This window comes from Myroides odoratimimus (assembly GCF_001485415.1).
GTDB classification, from domain to species: Bacteria; Bacteroidota; Bacteroidia; order Flavobacteriales; family Flavobacteriaceae; genus Flavobacterium; species Flavobacterium odoratimimum.
The window spans coordinates 232,171-254,238 of the sequence record NZ_BCMQ01000001.1 but is presented as its reverse complement, the minus strand read 5'-3'; the positions used below and the strand labels follow the sequence as shown (position 1 = coordinate 254,238).

Below are 22,068 nucleotides of genomic sequence, written 5' to 3'. Positions count from 1 at the left end.
CCAATATGAAAAAGTTTACATTATTATTAATCAGTGTTTTGGGCCTTTCTGGTTTCCATACAATAGAAGCGAAGACAACAAGTAAAGCTGTTTATAGTAGCCCTGTTAAAAAGAAACCTACAGCCGTTATCGCTGAGAGTAAAAATGTAGATGATAAAATACAAGCAGAATTAGACGCTTTATTAGGTGACTTTATGGAGGAGGCAAAAGAAGCAAAAGGGGAGTACTTCGATAATTTGACTAGTCAAGTGTTGAATACCGCTTTTGATTATGAAGGTGTGCGTTATAGATATGGTGGAATGAGTAGAAAAGGTATGGACTGCTCTGGTCTAGTGATGACTGCTTTCGGAGATACTAGTGTGAATCTGCCACGTACCTCAAGTGAAATGGCTCAAGTAGGTGAACGTGTGAGAAAAGCAGAAGCACAGACAGGTGACCTAATCTTCTTTAAAACTCGTGGCAATAGAATTAGTCATGTAGGAATAATCACTGAAGTATTAGATGACGAAATTAAGTTCATTCATTCTTCAACTAGCAAAGGAGTGATTGTGTCTTCAACAAAAGAAAATTACTATAGTAGAACTTTCGCACAGATTAACCGTGTTGTTCTAGAAAGTATGAATTAAGATTACAAGGATTCAAAAAAATAATATTAAGCTCTATCCATCAGGATAGGGCTTTTTTTATTGTATTCACTATATTTTTAGAATTGCTGATACTAATCAAAGAATCAGTTATTTTGGAAAGGGTTTTGATACTTATTGTAAGTATGAAGCCTATTAAATTCTCTTTTTTATTTTATTCTCTATTCCTTTTTTTGGGAATATACTTAGACTTACCTATAAGTACTTTTTGGGTGATAGCCACTTTATGTATTCTTCTATTTGTATTGACAATATCATTAATGAATAGATATGTACATTTTCCGTCTTGGTTTATGGGGAGTAAGGATATTGTATTATTTGTCAGTCTCTTTTTCTTTTTAGGTGTTGGGTTAAAAGGTTTGGTTAAGAATCAATATGATTCTGAGTTACTAAAAATAGAGACATATCTAAATAAGCCTAAAAATAGTAGAATAGATATAAAAATAACAGAGACTCTTAGTAATAAAACGAACAAACGATTTATAGGAGAATTGATTAGAGTAGGTGATACAGTGTGCAGTAATAAGATTGCTCTTTATTTTAATGAGCGTCAAGATTCACTTGTAGTAGGAGATGTCATTAGTTATTATGGCAGGGTAGGGAGTATACAACAACCGAAGAACTTTGGCCAGTTTGATTATCGAAAGTATATGCAAGGTAAGGGAATCTTTATTCAAAGTTACGTAGGAGATTACTTTGTAGTAGGACATGATGTACATTGGCGTTATGAAATATTGAAGTTAAGGAGGTCTTTAATTGATAAAATATATCTTGACAACACTGTTCTTCAAGAGAATACTAAAGGTCTAATCATGGCTCTGTTAGTAGGGGAAAAGTCATATATAGACTCTACTATTATTAATCAGTTTAAAGAAGTAGGAGTCATGCACGTATTAGCGATTTCAGGATTGCATGTAGGACTTATCTACTTAGTTCTTGCCCGAAGTTTATTCTTTTTACCTAAGAGGATAAGGAGTATTGTGATACTTGTATTGCTGTGGTTCTTTGTCTTTTTATCAGGTTTCTCAGCTTCAGTATTTAGAGCGGTTCTCATGTTTACGATTTATCTTGTTAGTCAACTTTTAAGAAGAAATCAGAATTTAGAGCACAGCATCGGTTTAGCCTTATTCTGTAGTCTATGTATATATCCTTATTGGGTATATGATCTAGGTTTTCAGTTAAGCTATTTAGCCGTTATTAGTATTGTGTATATTCTACCTTTATTTAAAAAGTTCTATTCTAAAAATAAAATACTACAGTATATACAGGGGATTACTTATGTGTCTATAAGTGTACAGGTTGGTCTGATACCTATTCAGTTGTATTATTTTCAGCAGTTCTCTTTTCTGTTTTTATTAGCTAATCTAATTGTCATACCGTTAATAACAGTACTTATTATTTTAGGGATGGTCTATTTGATTGTGATGTGGATTGAAAGTATATCTATAGCAGTTGGTTTTTGCCTTAATGTGTTAACGGATCTAATGTACCGCTTAATAGAACTAGTGTATCGTTTGGATTATTTCTCTTATCAGAATGTACAGATAGGCTTTACACAAATGTCTTTAATCTTGATTCTTATAGGAGGAGTATTACTTACTTATTATCAGAAGAAATTGAGATATATAGTAGTAGGGGTATTACTATGTAGTGCTTTACAGCTAGGTGCTACTTTAGGATCGAGTAAAGAAGATACTTTGGATACTGAAATTGTGGTTCCATTCATGTCTAATAAGAATAATAGATCAATATGGATTAGAGACTATGATACTGTACATGTATTAATGAATCTTATTGATAGTACTGACCAGAGATATCTACGTGATTTAGATAAATATGTACAAGAGTATGGTTTAGATAAAGTCATGTACCATCCATTAGAGGGGATCGTACCGAATACTCAAGACAAATTGCTAATTATAGATACTGATAGGATAGCGTATAATGGAGTATTAGATGCTTCTGTTGTATTATTCTCTGGGCAACCTAATATTAACTTTGAGCGAATGCTAGAAGTGAGGTTACCTAAATTAGTGATCTTTCATAATTCAGTCCCTTTTTGGTTTAAGAGAAAGTGTATTGATATATGTGTAAAAAAGAATATCCCTTTCCATGATATGTATGAAAAGGGATATTGGTCTTCTTTATTATAATGATCTTAAATCTGTTGTAATAGTTGTTGAGGGGTTTGGTACCCAACGATTACTTTAGTCACATCACCTTTTGTACCGAAGATAACCATAGAAGGGTATCCAGGTATTCTTAAGAACATCGTGAAGTCATGTGTAGCATTTCTACCTTTTCTTTCACTGTTGTATCCAGGGTTTGTGTACTTTGTTCCTTTGTAGTTTATTTCTTCATTACCTTCTGCATCAAATTTCACAGCATAGTAATTCTTGTTGATATACTCGATTACTTTAGCATCACTAAAAGTATTTTTGTCCAGCATTTTACAAGGTCCACACCAGTCAGTAAAAGCATCCATAAAGATAGGTTTAGCTTCTTTCTTTTGTGCTGCGATAGCTTCGTTAAACGACATCCATTTTATTTCTTGAGCATTAGCTGTTAATCCTAAGAAAGTAATGGTAAGTAATAAAAACAGTTTTTTCATATTTCTTTTAATATTGTTATTATTTGACCCCGTGCATTAATTTCTTCAACACTGGGTTAAGAGCAATAACTAACAACCCTGCTACAATAGGCACTATAGTGAAGATTAAGAAGAATACTGATAATGAGTATTGCTCTGTAATAGTTTCTATTTGTCCACCCAATGTGGCAGCTAAATTGTTTCCAATTGCGATTGCAAGATACCACATTCCGAACATTAGTGCAATCATTCTTGCAGGAACTAATTTAGAAACATACGATAATCCTACAGGTGATGAGAATAATTCTCCTAATGTATGGAAGAAGTAAGCAAAAACTAACCACATCATAGATACTCTCGTACCTTCTGTAATACCATGTGAACCGTATGCTAATACTCCGAATCCGATAGCCATAATAATTAATCCTAGTCCATACTTAATAGATGCAGGAGGGTTAAATCTAGAATCCCATAACTTAGATACTAGAGACGCTAATGCAATAATAAAGAATGAATTAAGGATAGAGAACCACGAAGCTGTTATCTCTACTTGATTATCTTTTATTTCTGTTATCTCTGCTTGTACTATTTCAGTTTCTTTATTTGCTTCAGTAAACTGTTTAGTTAGATTTTCTTTTTGTTTACTATCAAGGATATTAAAGTTACCTAACTCTTGAAAGATTTCTACTTTATCCCCTTTAGTTAATGTTGCTAACTGTGATACTACAGCAGTATGTTTGACCACATTATCTCCTTCTTTAGGTTGGTTAGCAGCATGTATCGCTTTATAGTCATAGATAGGCTCATTGTGCTTGTCTAGAATAGGCTTACCTTCTCTGTCTACTTTTTGAACTTGGATTGCATCATAAGTAACTTCGTATGCATGTAATGACCAGTCTCTGTTAAGCATCCAGATAGCTGATGCCCACACTCCCACAAAAGTAATCGCTAATATAATGTTAGATAGTAACGCTTTTTTAATTGTCTGTTTTGCTAATAAAATAAGTACCCAAGAGATAATTAGTAAGGGCACTATCGTCAGTAATGAGTTGAAGATATTAAATAGCAATGCCTTGTCTCCAGATAGAATTCTCTGTGTATTGTCACGTGCGAAGATGATTAGCGATGTAGCTCCTTGTTCAAACGACATCCAGAAGAATATCGTAAAGAAAGCAAAGATGATAACCGCTATCATACGATCTCTAACTACTTTAGCATATCTCATTATACGTGATATAATTAACCACATCAATATTAATAGTCCTGTGACAACAACTACTGCCTGACCATCCATACCGAATATTTCGGCAGGGAATAATCTAATCTTACCTACGATATAGAATACATCACTAAATGCATATAAGAATCCAATGATAGTAGTAATAGCTATAAGTATATAGTCTAATGTAGTAAATGGATTGCGTTTCAGTTCATCCTGTTGAGCAGGTGTTAAGTCTTTCGTATCTAGAGGTGTGTCTTCTTTTATTTCTGTAGATGTATTAGGAACATCACCTATAGCTCCGAAGATAGGTTTAGCAAACCAGAATTGTAGTGTACCTAGTAACATGAAGATACCTGCTAAACCAAATCCATAGTGCCATCCGATACGCTCTCCGATATATCCACATAGCATCATACCAAAGAATGCTCCTGCATTAACTCCCATGTAGAAGATTGTATAAGCTCCATCTTTCTTCTCAGGGAATGATTTATACATCTCTGATAGGATAGAAGTCATATTTGGTTTAAAGAATCCTGTACCTACTACTAATAGTACTAATCCTAGATACATAAAGAACTCTGTCTCAAAAGTCATAGAGGCATGCCCTAGCGTCATAATTAGTGAACCAATTACTACAGCCCATCTATAACCTAGATATTTATCTGCTAGGATACCTCCGAAGATAGGAGTGATGTATAATAACATGGCATAAGTAGCGAATATAGCTCCTGCATCTACTACACTCATTTCCCATCCAGGGTTGAGACCTATGACAGACATGGTTAAGAATTGAATCAATAATACGCGCATTCCGTAGAATGAGAATCGCTCCCACATCTCTGTAAAGAAGAGAACGAATAATCCTGAAGGATGTCCCAGAACTTTACTGTCGAAGAAGTTCGGCCGGTCAGTAGTAGAGTTTTCCATAATGTAATTTTAAAAGTCTAGTTTGTGGTTAGTTATAAGATTGTGTTTAAGACATAATCTCATGTCATAAAGGCTAAAAATAGTAAAATAAACTTAAGATTAATTGTTTTACTAAAAAATATAAATAGTTTTTAGTGAGAGATTAGTATTTATAGTTCGTTTTTATTCACTATTCTTAATTCTACTGGTTCATATTGCGATATGATAGAATAAAGTATAATCAGATTAAGTGTTTTTATATAAAATAGTAATTGTTGTAAAATAAAGTAATTTGCGGTTATGCTAAATTTAGCATACTAATCTGTAATGAAGAGTTGATCCTAACTTCGTCAGCATATAACTATATTGAGATCATGATGATATACTTCTATATAGATTATTCGGGTAGAGATAGAGTATCATTCGGTAAAGTACCTTTTATCCCTTGTAGTTATTAGTTATTACCGAATGATTTCCGAAGTTACTTCATTTTGTTTAATGATAGTGGTTGAATATGAGGTTGTTAATGTTCAATTAAACGTTCAGAATAAGGCAATAAGGGATTATGGAGTCATTAACTCCAAATGAGGGCATTAGTAGACGATTTGTTGTTAGTTGTGTTTATAGAAGTTGATATGGAGCCTCTTTAGCACACGCTAGTATAGAGAACTAGATAATGTATAAACATAAAAAAACGCCTTAGATTACTAAGGCGTTTATATGAGTATTTATTGATTTGCTTTTTTCTGTTCTAGAGGTCTGATGACTAGTCTGTCGTAGATGACTAGTGTGACCACAGAGAACATCCCGATACCGAATACCACATACCATATCTTGTTTGGATTATAAGTGCTCCATAGCATATCTACCATCTCCCAGTGAGACATGCTTAACTTCTGTTCTGCTAAAGCGAAGTACTCATTCTTAGAGAATGGGAAGTGTACTTGGCTAATGTCAATACCTTTATTGATAGCGTATTCTTTAAAAGAGGTAGCCACTTGTGACCAATCTACACTGTCCGCTTTAAGGTTAAACTGCTTTTCGAAGGCAGATAGAGACATATTTAGAGTCTTTGATCCTTGTTCCATGAACTGTTCATGTGTTACCACTTCTGGCATATCTATGCTTCTAGTAGCCATCTCTGTTTTTAGTAGTGATAGTTTGTCTGACCATGCTTGATATAAATCACCTGATATGAATTTTGTCACATAGTAACTAGCTGCCACAGGTAAGAAGTATGTCCCTTGGTAAAGTCCATCCTTACCTTTAGGTGTAATCAATGCTATAAATGAAGATACAGTAGGGCTAGACATCATCTCTCCGATAGAGAAGATCATTGTACCTAATATGGTAAACAATGGGTTGTGTGTGTAGAATGTAAGTCCTACCCCTATACTCGCGATTATTGCACCTCTGATTACCGCATTGATATGGCGCATTTTTATCACAAAGTATGAGACACTAACTTGACAGATAATAATCATCAATGAATCTATATTAGTAAACCATTCTGGTTTTACTTGACCATCTTGAGTAAGTAATGTTCCTAAGAATGGTATATTTTCATTAATCCAAGTACTTAATGTAGCAGAGTTAACCCAGTCTTCAATAAAGTTAGGCAGTGTGTTGAACAGTTGGTTGAACATCGTCCAGAACCCAATCATTAATAATAATAGTATTCCTAGACGTACATCTTTTAGTGCTTCGAAGATTCCTAATACAGAATCTTTGATCGCTTTACCAATAGAGTCTTTAGGTTTCTCTACTTTTGATTCTTTGTAGAAAAATATTACTACAAATAAGTTTATTGCTATAACGATAGCTGCTTGTATAAATATAATCTTCCAACCAAATGTAGTACGTAAGCCTGATGACATTGCTGGTCCGATAAACCCTCCGATGTTAACCATCATGTAGAATATACCGAAGCCAAGTGTTCCAGAATTTTCGTCAGTATTACTAGCAATAATTGCGGATGCTACAGGTTTAAAGAATGCTGCACCTACAGCAACTAATAAAAATGTTGCATAGACATTGGTATAGGTTGTTACTTCTCCTAAAAGATAGTAACCAGCAATCATAATGATAAAGGAAATAATCAATGAGATCTTATACCCTATACGGTCAGCAATAACTCCAAATAATAGAGGTAAAAAGTATAGGATAGCTACAACGCCTCCCATGATACTACCTTTTTGGATATGGTTAAAACCAAGTCCTCCCATGTCAGTAGAGCCTACTAAATATAATCCTAATAAGGTATAGATACCATACCATGCCCACCGTTCCATCAGTTCCATAAAGCTGGCTATCCAGAAGTTTTTATTGAATGATGTTATTGTTTGTCTCAACGTTTTATTGGACTGTGACATGGTGATAGGTGATTTAAAAATTATAGGTGGTAAGTTAAGTTGTATATTCTAAACTGCAATGGATGATAACCAAAAAAATGTTATTCAAATAGAAATATAGATGTAATCTGAGTAATTATGATGATGTATATATGATATAATAAAAGCGCCTTAGTTGTCTAAGGTGCTTTTATTAAGTTTAAAAAGAATAATTTACACTGAGTAGTAGTTGTCTTCCTAATAGCTTATAGGTCGTAGAGGTACTGCTGTAGTCTGTTAAGGCGTAGTTTGCATACGTCTTAGTATTAAAGAGGTTCGTTAACTCTAGACGCGCGTTCCACTTCGACTTATTAGGGATATACGCAATATTAAAGTCTAAAAAGGTGTAATACTTACGACTAGGTGCCACCTTATCGAAAGAATATAACTCACTGATTAGGTTTAAGAAGAGGGTATCTTTCAATTTATATTTAGCAGTCAGTTTAGTCTCTGTATCTATAAAACGCTCAGTGCTAATGATGTTCATATACGTAGTAAACCAATTCGTACTTACGGCATAGTTAAACCTTGATCTAAGGTTAGACTTCAGCTCTATTCCATAGGTAAGTGATGTGCTTCTGACCCGTCTCGTCTCAGAATCATTTAGCGTATTATAGAAGTCAGCTTGATTAGCATTTAGACTCAGCTTTAGGTTGTGTTTTAGCTTTTGGAAATAGTAATCTGTAGAGGCTAGTATGAAGTAGCTCTCATTGTTCTTTATAGTAGATATATTACTCTTCGTATGGTTAGGATAGATATAGTTATTCTGTGTATAAAAGTCGTTGTACTTATTATACGATATCGTCACCGTAGAGAATGACCTATCGTGGTAGTTGCCTAATGTATAAGTCAGACCTACTGCATTATTTGTGAAAGGATCTAGGTTAGTAGTTCCTCTTAAGAAGCTTCTATACGATGTCTGTATATACCCATCATAGGTTTTGGCAGCATTGATATTGGTATAACCATATTTATAATAGATGTCTATTTTGTTCTTGTCATTAATTCTTTTTTCGATAGAGAAGTGTGGGCTTATGACTAACTTCTGAAGGCTGTTATCCGTAGTTATTGACTTTAACTTATTGTCAAATAAGGAAGCCGAGATACTTGTCCCCATACTCCACGTACCCCATGTCATCTTCGTCAATGCCTTTGCATAGAGTTCGTTTACTTTTAAGGTTGAGTTATTCTTGTTAGTATAGATGTCATCATCTGCTAAGTTGTTTAGACTGTAGAGATGTGTGTTCGTGTTCGTATTCCCTAGCGTGATGTGAAGTAGGTGGTTACCTTTCATCATTCCTTTATAGCTGGCCTGTACAGTGTGATAGTTCATTTTATTCTGAACGAGTTGACTGAATGGCGCTGTCGCATCCTGTATATAGATATTAGGCGTATTGATATAATCTTGAGTGTTCTGCTCATAGATATTCTTATAGCTAAGCACTAAAGCTTCTCTATCAGATAGCTTAGTGGTGTACTCTAAGTTTTGTTCTACTCTTTTGTTCTCATTATCTAGAGCTTGATTATTCGAAATATCGTTGTAGCGTACATCACTATTGATTTTACTATTTGAGATATTGCCTTTTAGATCATATTTCAGTGTAGAGGTTTTATTGATATCGTAGACCATATCTCCTTTTAGAAACGAGAAGTTACTTCTGTTCTTATTGTTCATCATTTCTATATTGTGATAGGAATGATCTGGAGTATATAGAGTCTGATCCATAGACCTTTTGCCTAGTAGAGTCTCTTTATTAAACAGCCCTGATATCTTCACTTCTACTTTAGGAGATAGAGTCACAGCCGTGTTGATAGAAGCAAACTGGTTATTGTTATCCTTATATCGATGGTTTCTGAGGCTTAGTGAGATATTGTCAATATTGATAGGATTAGATAGGGCAGTAGGAGTTGCTATTTCCCCTTTATTACTATTTAGAAACGAGCTAAGGTCGCCCGTAGCATCATAGCTAATATTGTTAGACTGTAAGATAGAGTAGAACTTCGTCTTTTTGCCAAAGTTCATGATGTTTGATCTTACACCATGTACCTCTTTATCACGTACACCAGCTCCCGCCTCGACATTGCCAAACCATACACGCTTAGCCTTTTCACTGAGTTTAAGGTTAAGTGCTATTTTCTTAGCAGGGTTTAGATCTGTCAGGTGTTTGTTCTCAGAATAATTTTGTAATAGTTCTACTTCTTCTACCGGATTGACAGGCATATTCTTAGTCAGCACTCTGTATCCTCTATCGAAGAGGTCTGTGCCATCTACCATGACCTTTTCTACTTCTTGATTATTGACACTGATCTTCCCATCAGTACTAATCTCTAGCCCTGGTAGGTTCTTGAGTAGGTCTTCGATGACGCGTTCATCTCCTTTAGAGAACTGTTTGACATTATAGACTACAGTATCCTTCTTCACTGTGATGGGTGAAGTAGCCTTAATGGTGATCTCGTTGAGTACTTCCGCAGAAGAGAGTAGGTATAGGGATGTGTCTAGGCCATAGTTGTTCTTAGTAGCATCTAGGGCAATAGTCGTTTTCTCTATTCCTACTTTTTGTATCGTAAGTTGAGAGGCAGTAGGGTGGTTCGCTATGTTTTTAAACTCTACTAGTCCTTCATTGTTAGATGAGGTATACGCTAAGGTTTTATTGTTTTGGTCTTGTAGAAATACTGTGGCACGGATTATCTCTACACCCTGACTATCTAGTAGTCGTGTAGTGATATGCTGTGCTTGAGTTAGGTAAGTGCACAGGAGTATTAATAGGATAATTATATTACTCTTCCCACTCATATTTTCGCTCTAAGTCCATATTTCTAGATTTTTTAAAGTCATTCCCATCAGTAATTGTTTCTAATACTTCTACACCAGGTATACTGCCAAATAACCTAGATAACCCCATATCATAATTCTCTACCTCGGCTTGATAACTCGTTAGATAAGTTTGTAGAGTCATAGTAGCACGAGAGATATCGTATTTCATAGGAAGTACTTTAAATTTGTTTGTTTCTATTTTGGTTAATTGCCAGTGATATCGATGGTCTTCTTCTGTAATCTCAAAAGCAAGACCAGGTAAGTTATTAAACTTCCATGGCCCTATCTGAATAGGGTAGTCCATAGAATACCACACAGTATAGTTTCTCCCTCTGAAGCTTAGTGTAGCTTTATGAAGTAATACATTTTCTTTAGTTGTCTTGGTTTCATCGTGTAGTTGCCAATCCATTTGAGGAATATCTTCCTTGATAAAGTATCGCGCTTCCCAAGGCTTTATTCTTGAATAGAGCAGGTTCTTCTTAAAGTCAAAGTAGAAGAACTCTTCAAATTCTTGTTTATCGTAAATCACTATTTCATTTGGCTCTCTGGGAGGCTCTTTAGTGAATTTGTATTTGCCATTAATGTATAGACTTTTATCTTCTTTAGGGCTAATGTATAGTTTGTCTTCTGCTGAGATGATATGAGCATCAGAAGTTGTTGTCTTTAGATAAGTGATGCCGTAATTGGTATCTTGGGCATATCCAATAACACATAAGAATAGAATAATAAATAAGTAATAGGTTGATTTATACATATCTAAGTTTTAGTTCTTGTTAGAACGTTGTGTATAGATCAGATATTGTAAATATTATTAATTAAATCTTAAAAACTAAGGAAGGAAAGCTGGTTCGTTTTATTGTTTTTATTTGTTTATTGAAAGTATTGCATAAAAAAAGCGCCTTAGTTGCCTAAGACGCTTTTGTATATTAGATTAGAATAGATAGTGAACTATCTAACTTCTTGCATAAGTTTTTTCATAAGTGGAGAAAGTGCGATTAACACTACCCCTGCGATTACTGCATATAATCCTAAATCTTTATACCCATCAGTATACGCTAATAGAGCATCATAGTTAGGATGGTTACCAGTAGCTACTTCAGAACGACTCTTAGACATAGCAGCTCCTAAGATACCTGCTACATACTGTCCGTAAGCACTAGCTAAGAACCACATACCCATCATCATCCCTTGTAGATTAGCTGTAGAAAGTTTAGTCATGATTGATAGACCAATCGGTGATAAACACAGCTCCCCTAAAGTAATAATCAATAAGGCAAAAGTAAAGAAGTCTAATGATGTCATACCTGCTGCGTCAGCGAATAGACGTGTAGCAAATAATGCATAGTATCCAGCTCCTAATAGGATAAATCCTAAACCGAACTTCATTACTGTATTTGGCTCTATTTTCTTCTTAGCCATCCAGATCCATAATAGACCTAAGATAGGTGCGATGAAGATGATGAAGAAAGCTCCTCCTGAGTTATTCACTCCGTTAGGATCTAAGTGCATACCTAGTAAATCAGAGTTTAAGTTCTTCGCTGCGAAGATGCTTAATGATCCTCCTGCTTGCTCATAGATACCGAAGAATAGAATAGAGAAGAAGATAAATACTAGGGCAGCGATAATCTTTTTACGCTCCGCACTAGTCAGCTTCGTCATTTCATAGAATAAGTAGATTAATGCTAATGGTCCTACTGTGTACATAAAGTATGCAGTATAGTCTGTGTTATCAATCATGAATACGATAACAGGTACCATCGCAAACGTAAGGATGTATGTCCCTACTTCTTTCCATAAAGGCATTTTAGTCTCACTACCATCTTTAGCTACTTGCATAGGCTGTAGTCCGATAGGTCCTAAATGACGTTTTGTAAAGATGAAGTTGATTAAACTCACTAACATCACGAAAGCAGCTAAACCAAAAGCTACACTCCAACGGTTCTCTACAGCGATAGAGTCTTGGAATAAGTGTCCTTTACCGATAGCGATACATAAGTATCCTCCGATAAGTGCTCCTAAGTTAATCCCTGCATAGAATAATGAGAAACCAGCATCAGTACGTTCGTCCCCTTTTTTGTATAAATATCCTACCATAGTAGAGATATTCGGTTTAAAGAAACCTGTACCAATTACAGTAAATGCAATACCTACGAAAAAGTAAGCGTGTGGATCTATAGCTAGAATAATACTACCTAAGATCATCATCGAGCCTCCCCAGAAAAGAGATTTACGGAAACCTAAGATTTTATCAGCGAAAATACCTCCTAAGAATGTGAATGCGTAAACGAATGCTTGTGTAGCTCCATACTGTAAGTTAGCTTGTGCTTCTTCAAAGTGTAGTTGGTCGATCATAAAGAAAACCAACATTCCTCTCATTCCATAGAAGCTAAAACGCTCCCACATCTCTGAGAAGAATAAGCTCCAGATTTGCTTAGGGTATTTACCTGAGAAATTCTGAATCTCTTCTAATGTCTGTTGTTGACTCATTTTTTTTAGTTATTTATTATTGTGCAATGCACTGTGTTCTTATCGAACACCGTGCATTAGTTTTTTCAATAATGGGTTCACTAGCATTACCATGATTGCTGCTGCAAAAGGTATTAATGTGAATAGGAAGAAGAAGTGACTAAGTGAGTACTCTTCTTTAATATTTTCGATTTGTCCCCCTAAGATGGCTGCAAATTTCTGAGCAATAGCTAAGGCTAAATACCACATACCGAACATGAATGCAAGCATCTTGCCAGGTACTAGTTTAGAAACATAAGACAGTCCTACAGGTGAGATAAATAATTCCCCTAAGGTATGGAATAAGTACGTTAATATTAGGAATATAATCGACATTTTTACTCCGTCAGTAGCTCCCATAGATCCTAAACCTAAGATTAAGAATCCGATAGCTACGAAGATTAATCCGATACCGTACTTAAATGCAGCCGATGGATTATACTTAGAATCCCACAGTTTAGACACTGTAGATGCTAACGAAATAATGAAGAATGAGTTCAAGATAGAGAACCAAGATACAGTGATCTCAGATACTTCTTTATTAAACTCTGCGTTCAACATATAGATAGCCATAGCCCAGATACCAGCAAAACAGATGAATAAAATAATATTAGACATCGCGATTTTTGACCAAGTAGCTTTTGCTAATAATATAAGTACCCATGAGATGATTAACAATGGAATCACTGTAAGACATGTATTGATAATGTTGAAAGCCATTAATGCAGTTCCTTCTAACGATCTGTCTACATAATCTCTCGCTACAAGTACTAACGATGTAGCCCCTTGTTCGAAACTCATGAAGAAGAACATTAAGAAGAACGCTAATAAGATTACAGCGAACATTCTGTCTCTAATCACTTTTCCATAACGCAAGATACGTGAGATCACTAAGTATAAGAACGTGATAAGGGCTAGAATAGCCATGATGTTCTGTCCTCTTAATGCTTCTGTGTCTAAGAATGCAAATAGATCTAGTACTCCGTTTTTAGATAATGGATCATTGAAAGCATATAATAAACCGATTACAGATACGATAGCGATTAAGATATAATCTACTAGTGTGTAAGGGTTTTTAGTATCTTGATCTTCTTTGATTTGCTCTGGTGTTTTCTCTACTGTAGTGTCTACTTTTTTAAGCTCACCTAAGTCTCCCATTAATGGTTTAGCTAACCAGAATTGGATTGTACCTAATAGCATGAAGATACCTGCTAATCCGAATCCGTAGTGCCATCCTTTAGTCTCTGCTAAGTATCCACATAGCATCATTCCGAAGAAAGCACCTGAGTTTACACCCATATAGAAGATGGTATACGCAGCATCTTTTTTGTCTGGTAATGATTTGTACATTTCTCCTAAGATAGAAGGCATATTTGGTTTAAAGAAACCTGTACCGATCACAAGACATGCAAGTCCTACGAAGAACCATAGTTTAGAAATTCCTTCTGCAGCCATCGATGCGTGACCTAAAGTCATGATGATAGCTCCGATAATTACAGCCCATCTAGAACCGATATATTTATCTGCAATAACTCCACCCAAGATAGGTGTTAAGTATAATAGCATGGCATAAGTACCGTATAGTGCACCTGCTTGTTCTGCTGACCATCCCCATCCTGAGAATGCATCGCCAAAGATAACTTTAGCTGTTAAGAATTGAATTAACAATACTCTCATTCCGTAGAAAGAGAATCGCTCCCACATCTCTGTAAAGAAAAGAACGAATAACCCTGCTGGGTGCCCAAGCACATTAGATTTAAACAGGTTTGAGTTTGTAGCTGTTTCTGCTGACATTTAAGTAAATATTAGTTTGTTTTAGTTCGTACTTATTGGTGATATAGTACTTTGGTTGGTTTTAGGTGTAAGGTTATTTTGGCTTATAAATTGTTTAAGATGAAATTAGTCATCTTCGTATATAATTGTAATCTTGTATTTCCTCCTGAGATACCGTGATTCTTATCTGGATAGATTAGCCAGTCGAAGTCTTTGTTCTCTTGTACTAGCGCTTCTATCATAGCCATAGCATTCTGTACGTGTACGTTGTCGTCAGCAGTACCGTGTACTAGTAGGTAACGACCTTTTAGTTTAGAAGCATGTGTGATAGGTGAGTTATCATCATATCCAGCTTGGTTCTCCTGTGGAGTAGTCATATAGCGCTCAGTATAGATACTGTCATAGTATCTCCAGTTAATCACTGGTGCTACAGCGATAGCTAGTTTGAATACGTCGTTTCCTTGTAGGATAGCATTAGAAGACATAAACCCTCCGTAGCTCCATCCCCAGATACCTATTCTGCTAGCATCTACATAAGATTGTTGACCTAGGTATTTAGCAGCGATGATCTGGTCATCTACTTCATATCTACCCAATTGGTTTTGTGTCATTTTTTTAAACTCAGCTCCTCTGAATCCTGTTCCTCTACCATCTACAGTCACTACGATATACCCTTTCTGAGTAAGCATAGCATGCCAATAGTCGTTAGAGTCTAGCCATTTATCAGCTACTTGTTGTGATCCAGGACCACTGTACTGATACATAAACACAGGATATTTCTTAGCAGGATCAAAGTCTTTAGGTTTCATTACCCAAGCGTTAAGCTGTAATCCGTTAACAGTAGGAATCTGTATGAATTCTTTAGTAGGTAAGTTATAGTCTAATAATTTGCTCTCTAATTCTTTGTTGTTTAGAATTTCTTTTACCACTTTACCTGTTTTAGACTGTTGTAAAGTGTAAGTAGGAGCTACTGTACTAGAAGAGTACACATTGATAAACTGTTCGAAGTTAGGGCTGAATATCGCTCTATTCGTTCCTAGTTTCTCAGATAGTTTCTTTTTATTTTTTCCATTAAGGTCTATAGAATACACTCCTCTATAGATAGAACCTTCTTCTACAGACTGGAAGTAAAGTTTCTTAGATTTAGTATCGATACCGTAGTAATCCGTTACTTCCCAATTCCCTTTTGTGATTTGGTTTACTAATTTACCTTCTTTGTTATAGTAGTATAGGTGGTTATGACCATCTCTCTCACTTAGCCATACGAAATCGTTGTTGTCTAAGAAGCTAAGCGTAGCTACATCTACATAAGCCTTATCTGTCTCATTTAGAATCAGTTTTTTGCTTAATGTATTTCCATCGATGAAGAATACTTTTAAGTCATTCTGATGTCTATTGATGATTTGAGCACTTAAGTATTGATTGTCATTTGTCCATTTGATTCTAGGGATATAGAAATCGTTGAACTCGCTTAAGTCTACTTTACTTGTCTGGTTAGACTTCACATCGTAGATATGGATAGATACTAGAGAGTTCTTTTCTCCTGCTTTAGGATATTTAAACTTATCTTGAGTAGGATAAAGTCCTGTTCCATATACATCCATTGAATATTCTGGAACGTCAGTCTCATCAAACTTAATATAAGCTATCTTGTCTCCATTCTTATTCCAATCAAACATGCGTACGATACCAAACTCTTCTTCGTATACCCAATCAGAGATACCATTGATGATATGATTTTTCTTACCATCATTCGTTATCTGTTGTGTTTTTTGAGAAGCGATATCATAGATATATAAGTTATTCTGATACGCATAAGCTATTTTAGAACCATCATTAGAGAATGTTGGTTCAGATATTTTGTGATCTGCTATTTTAACTAGTGAATTTTTAGTTGGGTTGAACAAATAAAAATCAGTTAAAGCAGAACGACGGTAAATAGGAGTGGTGTTCGTTCCTATTAATAATTGTTCTTCTTTATGATCGAAGATATAAGTATCTATCGATTTAATATCTTTAAACGCACTAGTAGAAAAGATTGTTTTTGCTTTTTCTAGTGTTTCGAAGTTATAAAGGTTTATTTCTTGGTGGTCTTTAGCAACGCGCTCAATGCGTGAGTATTGATTCGATTTTTCCATCGAATTAACGGATTGCATTACTTTCGTTCTAAATGTGCCGTTCCAAATTTCTTCTTGTGCAATTTGTTTCTGAGCCAACCCAATTTGGGTAGCTATGATACAAAATAGTAGGGTTAGGTTAAGGTGTTTCATTATCTATTTAATCGAAAAAACTTCCAATTTTAATGAAAAAATATGATTTACACCAATTTATTTTTCGAATAAACCAAAAAAAGTCTAATTCTGTTGAAGCTATTTTGGTAATAAAAATCATAATATCATAAACAAAAAGTACTAATAGCTGTTTTTTTAGTTTTTTTAACCTTGTAAGAATGAGTTATCTTTGTGGCATAAACAAAAATAAAGATGGAAGGTAATATTAATGGATTCTCTAAGTTGAGTAAACAAGACAAAATCAATTGGATAGCACAAACCTATTTTTCTAATTCTGCTGATACAGTAGAATTGATAGAACAATATTGGAATTCAGATGAGGAATTACAGAAGCTTCACGATGAGTTTATAGAGAATACGATTACGAATTTCTATTTGCCTTTTGGTGTAGCTCCTAACTTTAGAATTAACGATAGATGGTACACTATTCCGATGGTGATAGAAGAGAGTTCTGTAGTAGCTGCAGCTTCTAAGGCTGCTAAGTTCTGGTCAGAACGAGGCGGATTTAAGACTACTATACTAGGGACAGAGAAGATAGGACAAGTACACTTTATATATAAAGGAGACAAGAGTAAACTAGTTCAGTTTATTAAAGATATAGATAGTAAGTTCTATGAAGATACGAACTCTATCACACAGAATATGCAGAAGCGCGGTGGAGGTATCTCAGCGATCGAGCTAAGAGATAAGACTGCTGATGTGGATAATTATTATCAACTGCATGTGACATTCGAGACAAAAGATAGTATGGGGGCAAACTTCATTAACTCTTGTCTAGAGCAAATCGCTAAAACGCTAAAAACGGAGGCGATGAACTGTACAGCGTTTACAGAAGAGGAGAAAGCAGTAGATGTAGTGATGAGCATTCTGTCTAACTATGTACCTAACTGTGTGGTAAGAGCTGAAGTTAGCTGTCCGATCGAAGACCTAAAAGGGAAGGATATTAAAGAACCGCAGTTATTCGCAGAGAAATTTGTACAAGCTGTGCGTATCGCAGAGGTAGAGCCTTTTAGAGCAGTAACGCATAATAAGGGAGTGATGAATGGGGTAGATGCTGTGGTACTAGCTACAGGGAATGACTTCAGAGCTATCGAGGCAGGAGTACATGCTTATGCTGCTCGCAGTGGTCAGTATAGCAGTTTATCTCATGCTAGTATAGAGAATGGTGTCTTTAAATTCTGGATTGATTTGCCACTAGCACTAGGAACTGTGGGAGGATTAACTTCATTACACCCTATGGTAAAGGTAGCTTTAAAGATGCTTCAGAGTCCATCTGCTACTGAGTTAATGCAAATCATAGCTGTAGCTGGATTAGCACAGAACTTCGCTGCTGTAAAATCATTGACAACGACAGGTATTCAACAAGGACACATGAAGATGCACTTAATGAATATCCTAAACCAGTTCAAGGCAACAGATGCAGAAAGAGTAAAAGTAGTAGCTCATTTCGAAAAGAATGTAGTATCCCATAGTGCAGTAGTAGAACTGCTAGAAAGCCTTCGCAAATAATGGTGAAAGAATATTATAGTAACGGAAAACTGCTTATCTCAGGAGAGTATGTCGTGCTAGAAGGAGCTAAGGCTTTTGCCTTGCCTACTAAGTATGGACAATCACTGAAGGTAAAGGAGAAGGAAGGTGACTGTATTCATTGGACGAGCTATGATGTGGACGGTAGTATCTGGATGAGTGAGGTAGTGCCTCTTCAAGATGTACTAGATACGCATGAAATCGAACATCAATCGGAGTATTATAAAACGCTAGTAGATGTACTGCGTGCTGCACATAGACAGAATCCTTCTATTCTAGTAGAGGGAACTGGATATGAGGTGGTATCTGAGCTAACTTTTCCTCGTTTATGGGGATTAGGGACTTCTTCTACTTGGATTAATAATGTAGCGCAGTGGTTTAATATTAATCCATATCAACTATTACAGGAGTCATTCGGTGGTAGTGGATATGATATTGCCTGTGCTCGTCATGATCAAGGAATCTTTTATACCTTAACTGATGTAAACCATCCTGAGGTAGAGCAGGTGTCCTTTAATCCGTCTTTTAAAGAGCATTTATACTTCGTATACCTAAATCAGAAGAAGAGCAGTAAAGAGGCTATTGCTAATTTTAAAGCGAAACGCCATGGTATTCACCATCAGGTAGAGCGTATATCAGAGATTAGTAAGGCGATGTCTGTTAGCACTACATTAGAAGAGTTTAGTCAACTAATGGATGAGCATGAGCAGATTATGAGTGAGGTATTAGGAGTCGCTACTGTGAAGCAAAGTTTATTTGCAGACTTCGACGGATCAATCAAAAGTCTAGGAGGCTGGGGAGGAGATTTTGTGATGGTCGCTTCTAAAAATGACCCTTTGGAGTATTTTAGTTCTAAAGGATATGAAGTAATGGTAAACTTTGAGAATATGATTCTTTTTTAGAAGTTTAACTACTATTTTTGATTTTAATGCTTTATATTTATCCTTTCATAATATAGTATTTTTAAAACAAAATCTATTGGATTCATTAGTGATGCTTAGGTTGATATCGCAAAGAGACTATCATTAATTAAAGAAGAAGCATAAGTGCTATGTTTTGAGTACTGATTTAATTAAATAGAGATGTTGACCATAAGGCTTTACTAATGCTTAATGTAGGTTTTAAGTAAAGAAAGTCTGAATCTTTATGAGCAAGTTGGAGAGAATGACAATCTGGAGAGGTTATCTGTTGTAGGATAGCCTCTTTTTTTATTGTATAGTGTCCCAGTTTATGGGACCATAAGTGTTTATTAGTAGGCATAAGTAGGCAATATCGTCACAGGTAGAAAGTATTATTATAGTCTTTCGTATTTTTGACACCGTATAAGAATGATAACAGACAAGATCGTTTAGCACAATAAAAAGAGTACCATGAGAAGAATCATATTAGACATCGATGAATATTTAGCAGGACATAAGGGAAGTTTGGTGGTAGGGATTGTGACTTTGTTGAGTTTTGCTGAGAATAAGCGTCTTGTTTCTTCAAGTAATTTTGATGAATATGGAGTGCTGAAGCGTGAAGTAGTTCTATATGAAGATGATCTAACTGAGGAGGGAAAGTTGGTGTTCATGGATATCTTAAAAGATTGGTTATCGTATATAGAAGGAGGTGAGAAGAAAGGAAGTGATGGTAAGTACTTGACTCAACTTTATAAGCGTCAGAAAGAAATTATAGAGAAAATAGAAAAGTCCACGCAGTGGTCATGGACATTAGCGGTATCAGAACATTGGTCTGTAGGTATTAATAATCCAATAGGAGAGGGATATCTAGAAGATACTTTATTATTTACGGCTGAGAATATAAAGGATGGTAGAGGTATATATGTGATGTATAGTAATGATAAGGTAGGGTATGAAGTAGAATATATGGAGTATAATCGTGTGCTCGGTAGTTGGGATTATGAAGGTGAGTTTAGGAAGTATGAAGTCCTCTGTCAAAGTCATGATCTGGGAAGTGTGAAAGAGGTTGTACAAAAGTTATTGAATCAGACAGATCAGGATTTGCTACCGTTTGTTCAGTACGGGTATTGGTATGTTGTCGTTCATAAGCTGATAAGAGGAAAGAAGAGTTATCAATCCAATGAGCTACTGTACTTCGCTAGTAATGACAAACTGTTTATAGAGGTGTTCTGGATAGATAATCAGTTTAAAGTATCGTTGGTTAAGGTTAAACACCCTGTTTCTAAAGGAACAACCAATGTGGACTTGAACAATATGTTAGAACATCATATTACGTATGCAGATACAGAAGAAGAGCTAATGCGAAAATTAGAAAGGGTATTGTGTATGCCTTATGAGTTTATACCTCATAAATAGTAATAAATATGAATGCATATTATAGTTATGACCATTTAGAACTCGAGGGAGTGGAAGGCTGTATCAGTTATTATGAGGTGTCTGAAGAAGGCTATTATCTGCGCAGTGTGACTAATCATAATGGCTGTTGGACGAATAGTTATATTGAGATAAGAGATCAAGAGTTCTTTTTGCCCGAAACGTTGTTAGAAGACGAGGATAAAGAGTTTCTAAATGAAATAAGTCATGAGGAGTTTCTCGATCAATGGTCACAGAGTAAAATGCTTTATGAAGAGCATTGGGCTGTATTTAAAAAGGAGCTAGGTGATCAGGTAGAAGGAGAGATAGTCTGTTTTTACCCACAAGGTGTCATGGTGGATATAGGAAGTGCTTTTTATGGATTAGCAGATTATCATCAGTGCCTGTCTGTATTGTCTAGAGAGAAGATGTACCCTGGTACAGTAGCTTGCTTTAAGGTTGAAGGAGTGGATGAAGAGAACTTTCTCGTAAATCTAACAAGCCTAGTTTAACAATACTTTGTCAATTGTAATTGTTAAAATTAAACTTAAAAGGCTATTTTTGAGCCTTTAATGATGAGAGTATATATTAAATGTTAACCTTGAAAAAGAAAGTAGCGGTACAAATACAGTGTTATCTATGGATAGCACTCTTGATGTTTACTACAGTTGGCTGTTCTGCTAAGAAGGCTTTTTTTGAGGTATCAGGACTTCAGGTAGAACGTTCTTTGAATGCAAATAAAGCATTAGGCGTTAATCAGATTTCTTGTGATGTAGAGACTTCATCTGTAACTGTTTCTTCAAAGCAGTTAAAGCAAAAAGTAAAAGGAATATCGTTGAGTTCGTTGGCTTATACAACGGGAGTAGACTTGGCTTTATTTCACCACAGTAAGGGAGTACAATTAGACTATATTCTTAATATAGCAGGAACCGACCCTCCTAAATATATATTATATCAGCAGTTTAAATTAGCTATAGCGTAAGGATTTATATACTTACCTAAGTATTGTTATTCTCTAGAATGAACGACGGGATAATGATCTATGGGTTTGTATTTTAATGAGTTAAAACAAATTGATTACACTATTTTAATT

Annotated in this window: 15 protein-coding genes; 7 read left to right on the top strand and 8 right to left on the bottom strand. The window is 35.4% G+C overall.

The features are described 5' to 3' along the window. Positions 1 to 5: 5 nt before the first annotated feature. Together MODO_RS01080 and MODO_RS01075 are read left to right on the top strand one after the other, a co-directional pair. Entirely contained in the window at positions 6 to 626 is a 621-nt protein-coding gene (locus MODO_RS01080) for a C40 family peptidase (RefSeq protein WP_006260523.1), read from the top strand. Positions 627 to 769: 143 nt separating this feature from the next. Next, positions 770 to 2,797 carry a ComEC/Rec2 family competence protein gene (locus tag MODO_RS01075; protein ID WP_006257531.1) on the top strand — a complete coding sequence of 676 codons (2,028 nt, stop codon included), beginning with the start codon at positions 770 to 772 and terminating at the stop codon, positions 2,795 to 2,797. Between the two features lie 5 nt (positions 2,798 to 2,802). Here MODO_RS01075 and MODO_RS01070 read toward each other — a convergent pair whose 3' ends face one another. The 8 genes from MODO_RS01070 to MODO_RS01035 all read right to left on the bottom strand — a co-directional run bounded on the left by MODO_RS01070 (position 2,803) and on the right by MODO_RS01035 (position 17,115). Then, positions 2,803 to 3,255, bottom strand: coding sequence for a thioredoxin family protein (locus MODO_RS01070; protein ID WP_006257530.1), 453 nt, complete (start codon positions 3,253 to 3,255; stop codon positions 2,803 to 2,805). Between the two features lie 19 nt (positions 3,256 to 3,274). Beyond that, complete coding sequence (locus MODO_RS01065; protein ID WP_006257529.1) at positions 3,275 to 5,383, bottom strand: peptide MFS transporter; 2,109 nt, start codon at positions 5,381 to 5,383, stop codon at positions 3,275 to 3,277. Positions 5,384 to 6,090: 707 nt separating this feature from the next. Then, positions 6,091 to 7,734, bottom strand: a complete 1,644-nt coding sequence (locus MODO_RS01060; protein ID WP_006257528.1) for an MFS transporter — start codon at positions 7,732 to 7,734, stop codon at positions 6,091 to 6,093. 178 nt (positions 7,735 to 7,912) lie between these two features. Then, entirely contained in the window at positions 7,913 to 10,546 is a 2,634-nt protein-coding gene (locus tag MODO_RS01055; RefSeq protein ID WP_006257527.1) for a porin family protein, read from the bottom strand. Further along, positions 10,530 to 11,321: a GLPGLI family protein gene (locus MODO_RS01050; protein ID WP_006257526.1), complete on the bottom strand. Its 792-nt coding sequence runs from the start codon at positions 11,319 to 11,321 to the stop codon at positions 10,530 to 10,532. Before MODO_RS01050 ends, MODO_RS01055 begins: the two co-directional genes overlap by 17 nt. A gap of 194 nt (positions 11,322 to 11,515) precedes the next feature. Beyond that, a complete protein-coding gene (locus MODO_RS01045; protein WP_006257525.1) occupies positions 11,516 to 13,054 on the bottom strand; it encodes a peptide MFS transporter in 1,539 nt (512 codons plus the stop codon). Between the two features lie 39 nt (positions 13,055 to 13,093). Beyond that, complete coding sequence (locus tag MODO_RS01040) at positions 13,094 to 14,866, bottom strand: peptide MFS transporter (RefSeq protein WP_006257524.1); 1,773 nt, start codon at positions 14,864 to 14,866, stop codon at positions 13,094 to 13,096. Positions 14,867 to 14,949: 83 nt separating this feature from the next. Then, positions 14,950 to 17,115 (bottom strand): S9 family peptidase, encoded by a 2,166-nt coding sequence (locus tag MODO_RS01035; protein ID WP_006257523.1) that lies wholly within the window; start codon positions 17,113 to 17,115, stop codon positions 14,950 to 14,952. A 213-nt stretch (positions 17,116 to 17,328) separates the two neighbouring features. Here MODO_RS01035 and MODO_RS01030 point away from each other — a divergent pair, with 213 nt between their 5' ends. The 5 genes from MODO_RS01030 to MODO_RS01010 all read left to right on the top strand — a co-directional run bounded on the left by MODO_RS01030 (position 17,329) and on the right by MODO_RS01010 (position 21,957). Further along, positions 17,329 to 18,645 carry a hydroxymethylglutaryl-CoA reductase, degradative gene (locus MODO_RS01030; protein ID WP_006257522.1) on the top strand — a complete coding sequence of 439 codons (1,317 nt, stop codon included), beginning with the start codon at positions 17,329 to 17,331 and terminating at the stop codon, positions 18,643 to 18,645. Beyond that, positions 18,645 to 19,565 (top strand): GYDIA family GHMP kinase, encoded by a 921-nt coding sequence (locus tag MODO_RS01025; RefSeq protein ID WP_006257521.1) that lies wholly within the window; start codon positions 18,645 to 18,647, stop codon positions 19,563 to 19,565. Before MODO_RS01030 ends, MODO_RS01025 begins: the two co-directional genes overlap by 1 nt. Positions 19,566 to 20,033: 468 nt before the next feature. Next, positions 20,034 to 20,978 carry a hypothetical protein gene (locus MODO_RS01020; protein WP_006257520.1) on the top strand — a complete coding sequence of 315 codons (945 nt, stop codon included), beginning with the start codon at positions 20,034 to 20,036 and terminating at the stop codon, positions 20,976 to 20,978. 8 nt (positions 20,979 to 20,986) lie between these two features. Further along, positions 20,987 to 21,487, top strand: a complete 501-nt coding sequence (locus tag MODO_RS01015) for a hypothetical protein (protein WP_006257519.1) — start codon at positions 20,987 to 20,989, stop codon at positions 21,485 to 21,487. Positions 21,488 to 21,567: 80 nt separating this feature from the next. After that, positions 21,568 to 21,957: a hypothetical protein gene (locus MODO_RS01010; RefSeq protein WP_006257518.1), complete on the top strand. Its 390-nt coding sequence runs from the start codon at positions 21,568 to 21,570 to the stop codon at positions 21,955 to 21,957. Positions 21,958 to 22,068 lie beyond the last annotated feature (111 nt).